Here is a 12486-nt window from a genome sequence, read left to right as displayed (position 1 = left end):
TTTAAAATAATTACAAGCCAAATACAAACACAATGGAAGTCACACAGGTGATGCTGTAAACAATGCTAACAGGCACACCTATCTTGATAAAATCATTCAGCTTATATTGTCCGGCGTTAAATACCATTAAATTAGTTTGATATCCATAAGGGCTAATAAAGCTAGCACTCGCTCCAAAAGCAACTGCCATAATAAAGGCAATCGGATTCGCGTCAATACTAGTAGCAAGGCCATAAGCAATTGGGAAAATTAATGCTGCAGCTGCGTTGTTGGTCACTAATTCAGTTAGCAATAATGTCAGCGCATAAACAACAATTAAAGCTACTAACGGACTAAATAAGTACGAATTTTCACTCATCACTTGATTAAATACTTCGATCACACCACTGTTTTGTAGTGCATATGACAATACAATAGCAGAAGATATGATCAACCAAATGTCAGTTGGAAAACGCCTTAGTAACTCATTGGTTGTTACACATCCACTGAGCAATAAAACACCAAGTAGTAATAATACGGTTTTAAACAAAGGAAGAATACCCATCGCAGCTAAAGCAATAGCAACAATAAACCCTACAATCGCTAATATTTCTTTTTTACCCGACAAACGAGAATCTAACTCTACGTCTGACAGGAGTATAAAGTTTTTACGGATATTTCGACGAGACTTAAAATCTTCACCCACCGCTAAAACTAAAAAATCACCAGGTTTAATTTTTAGTTTACCGATTTTACCAGATACTTTTTCACCATCTCGTTTGATGGCCACAACCGCGGCATCAAACAAAGAACGGAAGCCGACTGATTTTAAGGTGTTACCATTTAAAATACTTTCAGAACGAACAACGACTTCTCGTAAATTCCCTAATGGTAAGCCACTATTTTCGGCAAAAATAGATAAACCATCAAATAAACGTAATTGACTCACTTTCGATATATCGCCACTGAAAATTAATTTATCATTAGCCTGTATCACTTCATTGGGAGTGATGGCCGTTAGCTGTGAATCCCCACGCATTATTTCGACTAGGAATAAAGACTGTAAATGACGTAATCCATTTTGATCAATACTTTTACCGACCAAACTAGACTCAGGGCTAACCTTTGCTTCAATAAAGTAAGACTGGGCTTTACTGCTTTTTATTTTGTGATTAGGTAACAGTGAACGGCAAAAATATAGCGTAATCCCACAAGTAATAACCAGTGCTAACCCTACCAATGTAAAATCAAAAAAACCAAGTGAAGGTAAATTAGCATCTAAGACTAAACTATTAACAATCAAGTTGGTTGAGGTACCTACTAACGTTAAAGTCCCCCCTAGAATAGCTGCATAAGATAGTGGTATTAATAACTTACTGGCGGAATGATTAGGGTTGTTGCGAATGGGTGCTAGCATGGTTGATACAACGGCAGTGTTGTTAAGAAAGGCAGATGATACAACGGTAAAACTAAATAAACGTAACCATGTTGCACTGTAATTGGGTCGAATCACCTTCATGGCAACTAAACGTAATAATCGAGTTTTTTCAAGGGCAATAGAACATAACATTAATAATATTAATGTCAGTAAACCTTGATTGGAGAGACTTTTAATAACTTGGTCTGTGCTGACCATTTGCGTGGAGAAGAGAGATAACAATGCCACACCAAACACTAAACTTGGGCGTTGTTGAAATTTAATTAAACCGATGATGGTAAAAATGAAAACGGCAAGTACAAAATAAGATTGGAATGTCATGAATACGCCATCAATGAGGCGTGTTCAGAAGTCAGGGTAAACTGTCAACTGAACACTTTCTAGTGTGTTACCCTTTCAGGATATCTTTTGCTTCCCAATGCGGGAAATGCTTACGAACGAGGGTATTGAATTCGACTTCAAAATCACTGTAAGCAGTTTTAGGAGAAACTTTAGCGTCAAGTGGTCGTTTAATCATACCAGCACCAACAGTACCATTGGTTAAACGGTCAATAATGATGAATGCACCCGTTGCTCTGTTTTCTGAGTAAGCATCAAATTGAACTTCTTTTGCAACTTCAAAATTACAGCTACCAATTTCATTTAAAGCCAATTGTGTAGTAGGCTTCTGCTCAATCGTATTAACATCTGTTTGATAATTAATTGAAGTAGCACAACCAACCGTCGCATTACTACCTACTTTAATGATGTATTCACGGTCCACTTTTAGTGACGTTTCATCCATCCAAACAACATCTGCTTCAAAAGTTTTAGTCGACTGAGGTTTTTCATGTGGACGAACAATCATGTCACCACGGCTGATATCAATTTCATCTTCAAGTGTTAGCGTAATCGCCATACCTTGGTAAGCAACATCTAAGTTACCGTCAAACGTAACAATCTCTTTTACTTTGCTTTGTTTACCTGAAGGAAGTGCTTCAATCGTATCACCAATACGGATTTCACCTGACGCAATGGTACCTGCAAAACCACGGAAATCTAAGTTTGGACGATTTACATATTGCACACCTAAACGGAATTGATCATTTGCATTGCTGCTAATTTCAACTGTATTAAGTAAACGTAATAATGGAGAGCCTGGATACCAAGGCATATTTTCACTTTGGTTTACTACATTGTCACCTTTAAGTGCTGAAATAGGTACAAAACGAACATCTGTAATATTTAATTGCTTAGCAAACTCGCGGTAATCCGCTTTGATTTTTTTGTATACTTCCTGATCGTAATCCACTGCATCCATTTTATTGATAGCAATAACAACATGCTTAATACCCAATAAAGAACAAATGTAAGAATGACGACGTGTTTGAACTTGCACACCGTGGCGCGCATCAATCAGAATAATCGCTAAGTCACAAGTAGATGCACCAGTCGCCATGTTACGCGTATATTGTTCATGTCCAGGTGTATCTGCAATAATGAATTTGCGTTGTTCGGTTGCAAAGTAACGGTATGCAACATCAATGGTAATACCTTGCTCTCGCTCTGATTGTAAACCGTCTACTAATAACGCTAGGTCAAAAGTATTGTCAGTGGTATTGAATTTTTTAGAATCTTTTTCAATGGCAGCCATGTGATCTTCAAAGATCATCTTGCTGTCATATAATAAACGGCCAATTAATGTTGATTTACCGTCATCTACGCTGCCACAAGTAATAAAGCGCATCATGTCTTTGTTCTCATGAACGCGTAAGTATTCTTCGATGTCCGATGCGATTAGATTTGTATCGTTAGTCATTTTTTTTCCTTAACTCTTTATAGGACAGGGTTATTTAAGCAATGGCCTAAAAGTAACCTTCCATTTTTTTCTTTTCCATCGAACCAGCAGAATCGTTATCGATTACTCGCCCTTGACGCTCAGATGTTGTTGTTAACAGCATCTCTTGAATGATTTCTGGTAATGTTTTCGCTTCAGATTCGATTGCACCCGTTAATGGGTAACATCCTAATGTACGGAAGCGCACATTTTTCATCTGAGGTACTTCACCTTCTTCAAGTGGCATACGCTCATCATCCACCATAATTAAAGAACCATCACGTTCAACAACAGGACGCGGTGCAGAGAAATACAAAGGCACCATTTCAATTTGTTCTTGGTAGATGTATTGCCAAATATCAAGCTCAGTCCAGTTAGAAAGTGGGAAAACACGAATACTTTCACCACGGTCTACTTTAGAGTTATAAATATTCCATAATTCTGGACGTTGATTTTTAGGATCCCAACGATGTTTCTTGTCACGGAAAGAATAAACACGTTCTTTGGCACGAGACTTCTCTTCATCACGACGAGCGCCGCCAAAGGCGGCATCAAAACCATAATGGTCTAGTGCTTGCTTAAGACCTTGTGTTTTCATCACATCAGTGTGCTTTGCAGAACCATGAGTAAATGGTCCCATACCCATCGCAATGCCTTCAGGATTTTTATGAACTAATAAATCGAAATCATATTTTTTTGAAAGATTATCACGAAATTCGATCATTTCTTTGAATTTCCAATCTGTATCAACATGTAATAGAGGAAAAGGGATTTTGCCTGGGTAGAATGCTTTACGCGCAAGGTGTAATAAAACAGATGAATCTTTACCAATCGAATATAACATAACCGGGTTATCAAATTCAGCGGCTACTTCACGCATAATTTGAATTGATTCAGCCTCAAGAGCCTTAAGGTGAGTTAGTCTTTTATTGTTCATGTGTTTCCTTACAAAGTCACAGGATATAAATAATTGAAGCTATTATGCAGAGTTATTCTATAAATATGCAGTAATAAATTCAAATAGAATATAGAAAATAGTTATAAGAGTAAAAAATTATGCAATTTATTGAAACTATTTTAGTTTTTCATTGCAGGTAATAGCATATACGATTTAAAAAAGATTGTGTTTTGTAAAACAGTTAGCTACCTAATATCATTAACGGTAAGGATAATAATTGGTCACCCGTTTTTGCAAAGTAAAAAATAATACCCACTAGTCCAGCTACGGTCAGTAAATACCAAGCGGTTGAAAAGATCTGACCATAACGGTCTAAAGGTAATAAATGACTGTTAAACCTTGCTCTCCATTCAAAGATGATTTCCACACTCCCGATCAAAAGCATAAAACCTAATAAAGCTAACCCCAATGCGTAACTAATGAAAACACCGGCAGCAGCGCCTACAACACAGGCTAATAACCCCACTTTGCTATTCATTGAAAAACTAATGCTTTTTAAAATATGTCCACCATCTAACGGTAAAATAGGTAGTAAATTAAATAGGTTCAAAAGTGCATTAAATGCCGCTAGCCCCGCAAAAAACGTACTATCCGTTAGCCAGTAGATGATCACACAAACAATCGACATGATCAGGCCAAAAGTTGGCCCCATAATAGAAATCACCACATCTTGCCAGCGGGTATTAATTTTTTCATCGGAAACCGCAAGTCCGCCAACAAAAGGGATTAAATAGATACCTTTTGTTTTCATTCCAAAGTATTGCATTGCTCGTATGTGCCCGTACTCATGAAACACTAAACAGGCGATCAATGCAGCTGCGAATTGAAAAGAAAAGAACCAACTGTATGCCGCGATACTTGCGCCAGCGAGCACGACTTTAATCAGTTTTGCACTCTTAAATAATTTCAGTGCTAAAGACCCTATTCCTATCAGGCTTAACTTTTTAGGGTCGGCAACCACTTTAACCGGAGTTTGTTGTTCAATATCTTTTTCATTACGCGAATCTTGGGCCACAAGCTGTTGATCAACATAAAACGAATAACTTACTAAAAAAGGCTGCCAAACAACGTCAACATCTAACTGGCAGGTAATAATACGCACACTGGATTGGTCTGATTCATTGTCTGATTGGGCAGCATCGAATATCTCGTTATTTGGGCTTGCCTTATCCAAAGACAACTGGTCTTGTGTTGTTTCTTTAGTCGCTCTATGCTGACGCATTTCAAATTGGTGTGAACGTTTGCCCTGTGCAAATTCACTAGCACTAATTTGCGAAACAATTTGTTCGCCCCAATACAATTGTTGCCACCCTGCCATCGATGCTTCGAGTCTTAATGTTTTTCCAAAATGTGTTAATTGCAATAATTCCATTATTTTTCCTTTTAAAGTCAGCGCGATTATGCCAGAAATAAAAACAACAACCTATAGGCGTTCATCTTCATTGAGTAAAAATACACAAGCTATAAAGGCAAAAAATCGTCACTATTTGTCACTATCAATTATTAACTTAACCCGTATACTAAGCGTTTTTAGTTCTACCATTTCATGATAAGAGAGAAGCACCATGACTGAAAACACAGCCGCATTAGAAAAATTCCAAGATGACGTTAAAGAAAGTCAACTTTTATGGGCTCTGCAAGACAAAGCGAGTGGTGATTGGGTTGTGATGGACTCAATGAATTACGAAGAAACTGAAGTAATGCCATTATGGTCTTCTGAAGCTCTTGCAAAAATACATTGTATTGAAGAATGGGATGATTATGTACCAGCATCTATCCCACTTGCTGAGTGGTTCGAATTTTGGCTTGAAGACTTGGTTGAAGACGATGTGATTGTTGGTCTTAACTGGGTAGGTGATGAAGATGATATCGAGTTAGGTTTGTCTGAATTTACAGAATCACTAGGTCAAATCGAAGCGCTATAGTTTACTATTTTGGATGTGCTAGCTGTAGCGGCTAGCATAAAATATCTAATAAAAAGTATTTACTATAAGACTTTAAATATAAAATCTTATAGTTAAAACAATAGACAGCTAGTAAAAAATAGATGCAGTGCCATATAATAAGCAAGCACGCTTAAACAAAGCACTGAAATTTTAAATAAACCGATACAATAAGTCGCACTATTAAGCCATTGCTTTGATAGCCAAACAAACTATTGTTTCCGCTTATATCCCCATTTAACACGTTCAAATGTGACTACATAAAAGTTATGGTTATAAAGTTATGTCAGAAAATAAAACAACATCAGTAACAGATTCGACAACGCGCACTATCATTGCCCTCACTAATCCGAAAAGCTCATCTAATGTTGGCGGCGCAATGCGTGCAGCAGGCTGTTATGACGCCCAAAAAGTCGTTTATTCCGGTGATAGATTTAATCGTGCAGTGCGTTTAGCGGCAGATACACAAAAAGTTCATGAAATAGTGCCTCTAGTACATTATGAAGACTTATTAACTGCCTTAGAGCCAGGCATGAAATTAGTTTGCGTTGATTTGATTGAAGGTGCAATCCCGTTACCAAATTTTGAGCACCCAGAAAATGCGATGTATTTATTTGGTCCTGAAGATGGCACCATTAAGCAACAGGTGATTAATAAAGCCGATGCCGTGGTGTACATTCCAACCATAGGTTGTATGAATTTAGCTGCCTCAGTCAACGTAGTGTTATACGATAAATTAGCTAAATCCCAACAACATCAATTAGATAACGATTTAATTAAAAAAAGTCGTGATAGAAACAATAAGATTAAAGTAAAAGAATTAAAGTATCAAAAGAATGCAATAAAAGAAGCAAAAAGACTTGAGCTAGAAAAGTTAAACGCCAGCAATTAAGCCATTTGATTCTTTTTCTGTTTAATTTTTTATCAGTTAGCATTGCTATATTATCGTCTCTTGCACTGACTGGGAATGGCTACTAATAATCAGCCCGTTACAATGACAATCAACCTGACAAAGCCTATTTCCACAAAGTAATAAGCATTGTCAGACATTACCATTTGAATAGCCTCGTATCTTTCAATGTTGAATCTGCCAAATGCATTTCAAACATTAGATTACACGAGCTTAAATCGTCTACTTAGCAAAGCCGCCGAGTGGTTTTAATAGTAATGGAGAAAGTGCCGCATGTTTATCTCGAAGTGCCTGTGGCAAATCACCTAAATGTACCATTCTGGTTGGTGTCGCAGCTGCAATCCAACGTTCAGCGTGGTCATTCCAGTTTTCAATGTGAATATAAGCGGCTTCCAGATCTTTGAAACGCTCATATACTAAAATGTCACCATCATCGGACATGTAATACTGGTAATTCAATGTACCCTCTTCTGCTTTAGCCCTGTCAACTTGCGAGTTCATTACTGCTTTAAAAGCCTCTAATTGCCCTTCGTTTAATTTTGCTTCTACAATCCAACCAAAGTTCTCAAAACTAGTATTGCCATCTTTTTCAATAAGACTGCTTTCAGCTTGTTCACGAGCAAAACCGCCGAAGGGTTTTAACCATAGAGGCGAAAGAACTGCATGCCGTTCTCTAACGTCATCGGGCAAATCACCTAAATGCACCATACGAGTAGCAGGAGCAGCAGCCAACCATCGCTCTGCATGAGCATCCCAGTTTTCAATATGTTCGTGTGAAGAATCAGCATCCGCAAACCTTTCATAGACCATAATGTCACCATCATCAGACATATAATACTGATAATTTAAGGTACCTTTTTCTGTGAGCGCTCTATTGACTTGAGAGTTCATTACCGCTTTGAATTGTTCTAACTGCCCTGCATTTAACTTTGCTTCTACTATCCAACCAAAATTCTTAAACATATTTTTTCCTTACTTATTAGATATTGAGTTCAACGATTAGGTGCAATGGAGTTACTCTAAACACTGCTTTTAAGCGTTTCACAACTTGAAATAAAGTTTAATCCTTTAAGTAATATTTTATAATAACGATAAAATTGAATCAGTTTATAAAATATATTGATAATTAAAGTGCATTATATGGTGTCATTCCTAAAACAGATAAAACAAAACATTATGAACAGCTTAACCCTCGCTATAAAAAATAAAACCTAGAACCTAGACCTAGAATCAAGAACCTAGAACCTAGAACCTAGAACCTAGAACCTAGAATCAAGAAATACTGACATATCGGAATATAGAAAAATAAGTAACAAACAAAGCCAGCCCTTCTAGATAAAAAATTATGTAATAAAACACAGTTTATGAGTGACTAAGATCACATTAAGATTTAACATACGCGCTTTATTACATCATTACTTTTAACATTCTATCAATTGAGTTCACGATCAGTGCTCCTGTTAATAGATGAGTGTCATAAGTAAGCATCCCTGCAAGGATATTCATGATTTTTTCTAACACAACACAACCACTAAATAGAACTGCAATTATGTTCGTATTGGCGTTAGGGACCTTTATTTTAGGGTTAACCGAATTCTCTATGATGCCAATGCTGCCTTTAATCAGTGAAACCTTTAATGTTACCCCGACACAATCTGGTTACGCTATTAGTGCTTATGCAATGGGCGTTGTAGTAGGCGCTCCTATCTTAATGTTAACCACTGCTAACATGCGTAAACGTAAAGCATTACTTATTTTCTTAACATTAATGTTTATTGCCAACGGATTAAGTGCCCTGTCAAATTCGTTAAATCAATTAATATTTTTTCGTTTTCTAAGTGGCTTGCCGCACGGTGCATATTTTGGGGCCGCAATTCTGTTGGCTGCAGATATTGCCCCAAAGGGAAAACGCGCCTCTTTTATGTCTAAAATATTTATGGGATTAACCATTGCAACCATTGTTGGCGTACCATTAGTCACGTTAGTTGGACAAAACCTAAGCTGGCGTTACTGCCTAGGTGGTGCATCCGTTTTATCACTGATTGCGTTATTATTTGTCTATAAAGTAGTACCTAACATCGACAACAGTAAACCGTCTAACTTGATCAATGAATTCAGTGTATTAAAAGATAAATTAGTATGGTCGATTCTAGGTATTGTGATCATTGGTTTTGGTGGCGTATTTTGTATTTATACCTACATTGCTGACACGATCCTAGATGTTACTCAAACACCTGCTTACACTATTTCGATTGCAATGGTTATGTTCGGTATCGGTTGTACTTTAGGCAATTATTTCTTGGGTAAAGCGGCAGATGTTTCTGCTATCAAAGCCACTGGTTTAAGCTTAATTTGCGCGATTATATTTGCTATCGCCTACGTCAACGCTAGTCATAATATTTGGCAGTTATACGCCGTTATTTTCTTAATTGGTTGCAGTATTGGTTTAGCTACTTTGATTCAAACATTATTAATGGACGTATCACCCGATGGGCATGCCATGATTGGCGCACTAGTTCAATGTGCATTTAATGTGGCGAATGCTATCGGACCTTGGGTAGGTGGAATGGCCATTGCACAGGGTGCACAACCCAACCAAACTGGTTATGTTGCTGCTGTCTTATTTTTTGGTGGCTTTATAATGTGGGCATTAAGTTACATGCAATTAAATACTAAAAACAAACTAGCAGTTGCAATTTAGGATTAATACTTCGCACTATTTGGTATTAAGACTTCGTATAACAGAGTTGGTTTACCTGCCAACTCTGTATTTATGTAAAAATAGCTTATATTTGTTTGGGCTTTAATCTTTTCGAACATATCTCCACCTTTTATAAGTAAGAAAGTTATTAACAAGAAAGCCTTTGGAATTAAGCTTATATTAAACTCGTGTTGAATTTTTTAGCGATAGAATTATTTAATTAACTTTGAAATATAGGGAATGTTACGAAACTTATTCTGCCAAGGTAAACCATAACCCACCAGCAAATCATCATTATCCATTTCGACAGCGTAGTATTGTTCAACTGGAATCAAAACTCGCCCCGGTTTAACGAAAAGTGTAGCAATCGATAAAGAGCTAAGTTCAAAATTATCTGTTAGAAATTGGCAAATTCGTTTCATGGTGCCGCCGGACTCAATGGCATCATCAATCAATACAACATGTTGATTTTTTAAATTAATATTATGATGAAATATAATCTCTGAGCTATTATTTCTATCTCCCGGTGTATGTAAACAGGAAATATAATCCATACTAATATCAAACTTTAATTCACGAACTAAATCAGCTGTAAATATTATACCCCCAGGTATCACGGTAATAATAACCACGCTTTCATTATTAAATTTTTGATTCAATTGCAACGCAACGTTACTCACGCCCCGTTTAATCTGCTCAGTATCAAGTACGCACTCACCAATATGTAATGTGTTCATTACTTTTCCTTCACTATGCTTAAACAACTGTTTGTAATTATATATTGCCTTACAAACAGCGGATCCGCTAACACAGCAAACTCTTTCAAACACAAAAATTCAAGAAATTATTAATAGTTTTGGTATTCAAGAAGCGATGATGGCAGGAACTTAGAACAAGCCGTTAGTGTTTTTTGAATCAGACGTCACTACTTGTAATACATCCCAGTGTTCTACTATTTTGCCATTATGGTCAAATCTAAAAATATCGATTCCAGCATAATCTTGGGAGCCAGGCCACAGTTGGTGACAATGAAGTACTACTAAGTCATTTTCGGCGATCACACGTTTAAAATAGGTATGCTTTTCCGGATATTCTTTAGCCATGCGTTCAAAGTATTCAATGAATGCTTCCTTACCATTTCCAACATGCGGGTTATGCTGGATATATTCATCACCAGCATACAATTCAATCGCTTCACGTGGTTTACATTGATTAAACATCATGTCATAAAACGCTTGAGCATTACTTTTATTTTGCTGTAACTGATCTGCCATATTACATTCCTCTAAAAAATTTTAATGAATAATCATACATCAGCGTAAAAGATAGGAAAGGTTTAAAAGTTCCATTATAAATGGTGGAATACGCCTTAATAACAAACAATTGCAGAACAATATTGTAATTAATTTACGAACAGCTCTAATGTTTATGCATTGATAGTAAGCCTCAATACTTTTGTTAAAAAAAGAGGCATAATTTGTTACTAAAATAACTTAAAAATTAACATTTATTCAAATAAAAAATGTAAACTCAAAAATATAAACTGAATAAAACGTAAAAAAATAAATAACGTGGTAATAAGCGTAATAAAGCATGCGAGACATCGTGATATTCCCACATCCCGACAGTAGAACGACTATACAAGCAGCTTTTTTTATTTCTTGTAATCAAGTAATAATCTATAAATCAATAAATCAATAAATCAATAAATCAATAAATAATGAGTAAACAATGATAACTTTTATTTACACACTAATTCCCATAATAGCGCTTATTATTCTTGGATTTATTTTAAAACGCACTAAATTCTTACCTGAAGATACTTGGCCAGGTATAGAAAAACTCACCTATTTTATCCTGTTTCCAGCGCTCCTAATTAGAACACTTGGCCAGCAATCTATTACAGGTATGCCTTGGGCTTCAATGCTATTAGTTATATTTGGTACCTTAACGGTTTCTGCCATTTTATTAATACTGTTGCGTCCTAAACTAACAGAAGACAACGCAAACTTTACATCAGTGTTCCAAGGTGGTATTCGCTTCAATACCTACATCGCCTTTGCTGTTGCGCAAAGCTTGTATGGGGCAACGGGTGTGGCAATGAGCTCAGTTGCAGCAGGATTTATGATCGTATTGATTAACCTTTGGTGTATATCGATTTTTGTTATTTGGGGAAAAACATCGATCACAGGCACGTTACAATTTATAAAATCAATTATGTTTAATCCACTGATTATCGGTTGCACTATTGGTTGGTTTTTAAGTTTAAGTGGTATCGGTGTTCCGAGTATTGCTGGAGATATCCTAGAGATAGTAGGACGAGCTGCTTTACCTTTTGGGCTATTAGCCGTTGGAGCAGCTTTAAAACTAGAATCTATTCATGGTCACTTCAAAGCGATTGTGTACTCATCACTGATACAGTTCGGGTTAAAGCCATTAATAGCAGTCGCACTGATAACCTATACCGGCCTAAATGGCGTTGCCGCAGCCGTTTTACTTATTGCGTTTATAACGCCCACCGCTCCCTCTTCTTATATATTAGCTCGCCAATTAGGAGGAGATATCGAATCAATGGCTTCCATTATTACAATGCAAACCTTACTCGCGTTTATTCTTATGCCATTGTTAGGCATGTTGTTACTTTAAAATAGGGGTGTAGAAAGGTTCGTTGAAAGAGGCTGATTGAAGGTAAACTGATAGACGTCTGTAACGAACGCCACTTCCACTAAATTGGTGTGTCC

The 12486-nt window shown here is 36.7% G+C and carries 11 protein-coding genes; 4 read left to right on the top strand and 7 right to left on the bottom strand.

Annotated features, from left to right (window positions below; translation table 11 throughout):
• Nucleotides 1-10: 10 nt before the first annotated feature.
• From GQR44_RS03190 to GQR44_RS03175, 4 genes are all read right to left on the bottom strand, one after another.
• Nucleotides 11-1738, bottom strand: coding sequence for an SLC13 family permease (locus tag GQR44_RS03190; RefSeq protein WP_166369190.1), 1728 nt, complete (start codon nt 1736-1738; stop codon nt 11-13).
• Between the two features lie 67 nt (nt 1739-1805).
• Nucleotides 1806-3215 (bottom strand): sulfate adenylyltransferase subunit CysN, encoded by a 1410-nt coding sequence (gene cysN, locus GQR44_RS03185; RefSeq protein ID WP_166369188.1) that lies wholly within the window; start codon nt 3213-3215, stop codon nt 1806-1808.
• Between the two features lie 46 nt (nt 3216-3261).
• A complete protein-coding gene (cysD, locus tag GQR44_RS03180) occupies nt 3262-4170 on the bottom strand; it encodes a sulfate adenylyltransferase subunit CysD (protein WP_166369186.1) in 909 nt (302 codons plus the stop codon).
• A gap of 202 nt (nt 4171-4372) precedes the next feature.
• Nucleotides 4373-5563 (bottom strand): site-2 protease family protein, encoded by a 1191-nt coding sequence (locus GQR44_RS03175; RefSeq protein WP_166369184.1) that lies wholly within the window; start codon nt 5561-5563, stop codon nt 4373-4375.
• Between the two features lie 193 nt (nt 5564-5756).
• Between GQR44_RS03175 and GQR44_RS03170 the strand changes: the two genes are divergently transcribed.
• On the top strand, nt 5757-6116 hold the full coding sequence (locus tag GQR44_RS03170; RefSeq protein WP_166369182.1) for a DUF2750 domain-containing protein: 360 nt from the start codon (nt 5757-5759) through the stop codon (nt 6114-6116).
• A gap of 301 nt (nt 6117-6417) precedes the next feature.
• Complete coding sequence (locus tag GQR44_RS03165; protein WP_166369180.1) at nt 6418-7026, top strand: RNA methyltransferase; 609 nt, start codon at nt 6418-6420, stop codon at nt 7024-7026.
• A gap of 240 nt (nt 7027-7266) precedes the next feature.
• On the opposite strand, the gene GQR44_RS03160 is transcribed toward GQR44_RS03165, so the two are convergent.
• Complete coding sequence (locus GQR44_RS03160) at nt 7267-8007, bottom strand: antibiotic biosynthesis monooxygenase (protein ID WP_166369178.1); 741 nt, start codon at nt 8005-8007, stop codon at nt 7267-7269.
• Between the two features lie 541 nt (nt 8008-8548).
• On the opposite strand from GQR44_RS03160, the gene GQR44_RS03155 reads away from it, so the two are divergent.
• A complete protein-coding gene (locus tag GQR44_RS03155; RefSeq protein ID WP_166369176.1) occupies nt 8549-9745 on the top strand; it encodes an MFS transporter in 1197 nt (398 codons plus the stop codon).
• Nucleotides 9746-9957: 212 nt separating this feature from the next.
• Here the strand turns inward: GQR44_RS03155 and GQR44_RS03150 are convergent, their stop codons facing one another.
• Entirely contained in the window at nt 9958-10482 is a 525-nt protein-coding gene (locus GQR44_RS03150; protein ID WP_166369174.1) for a phosphoribosyltransferase family protein, read from the bottom strand.
• Nucleotides 10483-10632: 150 nt separating this feature from the next.
• Nucleotides 10633-11019 carry a nuclear transport factor 2 family protein gene (locus GQR44_RS03145; RefSeq protein ID WP_166369172.1) on the bottom strand — a complete coding sequence of 129 codons (387 nt, stop codon included), beginning with the start codon at nt 11017-11019 and terminating at the stop codon, nt 10633-10635.
• 457 nt (nt 11020-11476) lie between these two features.
• Between GQR44_RS03145 and GQR44_RS03140 the strand changes: the two genes are divergently transcribed.
• Nucleotides 11477-12391, top strand: a complete 915-nt coding sequence (locus tag GQR44_RS03140; protein ID WP_166369170.1) for an AEC family transporter — start codon at nt 11477-11479, stop codon at nt 12389-12391.
• Nucleotides 12392-12486 lie beyond the last annotated feature (95 nt).

This window comes from Psychromonas sp. SA13A (genome assembly GCF_011378715.1).
Classification (GTDB): domain Bacteria; phylum Pseudomonadota; class Gammaproteobacteria; order Enterobacterales; family Psychromonadaceae; genus Psychromonas.
The sequence above is the reverse complement of the archived record's forward strand: the minus strand, read 5'-3'. Positions and strand labels throughout refer to the sequence as shown.

What these genes read in the sequence shown, in the direction of transcription:
- GQR44_RS03150 (WP_166369174.1), bottom strand. Translation starts at nt 10,482, where the DNA reads ATGAACACATTACATATTGGTGAGTGCGTACTTGATACTGAGCAGATT.
- GQR44_RS03175 (WP_166369184.1), bottom strand. Translation starts at nt 5,563, where the DNA reads ATGGAATTATTGCAATTAACACATTTTGGAAAAACATTAAGACTCGAA.
- GQR44_RS03160 (WP_166369178.1), bottom strand. Translation starts at nt 8,007, where the DNA reads ATGTTTAAGAATTTTGGTTGGATAGTAGAAGCAAAGTTAAATGCAGGG.
- GQR44_RS03145 (WP_166369172.1), bottom strand. Translation starts at nt 11,019, where the DNA reads ATGGCAGATCAGTTACAGCAAAATAAAAGTAATGCTCAAGCGTTTTAT.
- GQR44_RS03140 (WP_166369170.1), top strand. Translation starts at nt 11,477, where the DNA reads ATGATAACTTTTATTTACACACTAATTCCCATAATAGCGCTTATTATT.
- GQR44_RS03170 (WP_166369182.1), top strand. Translation starts at nt 5,757, where the DNA reads ATGACTGAAAACACAGCCGCATTAGAAAAATTCCAAGATGACGTTAAA.
- cysD (WP_166369186.1), bottom strand. Translation starts at nt 4,170, where the DNA reads ATGAACAATAAAAGACTAACTCACCTTAAGGCTCTTGAGGCTGAATCA.
- GQR44_RS03155 (WP_166369176.1), top strand. Translation starts at nt 8,549, where the DNA reads ATGATTTTTTCTAACACAACACAACCACTAAATAGAACTGCAATTATG.
- cysN (WP_166369188.1), bottom strand. Translation starts at nt 3,215, where the DNA reads ATGACTAACGATACAAATCTAATCGCATCGGACATCGAAGAATACTTA.
- GQR44_RS03165 (WP_166369180.1), top strand. Translation starts at nt 6,418, where the DNA reads ATGTCAGAAAATAAAACAACATCAGTAACAGATTCGACAACGCGCACT.
- GQR44_RS03190 (WP_166369190.1), bottom strand. Translation starts at nt 1,738, where the DNA reads ATGACATTCCAATCTTATTTTGTACTTGCCGTTTTCATTTTTACCATC.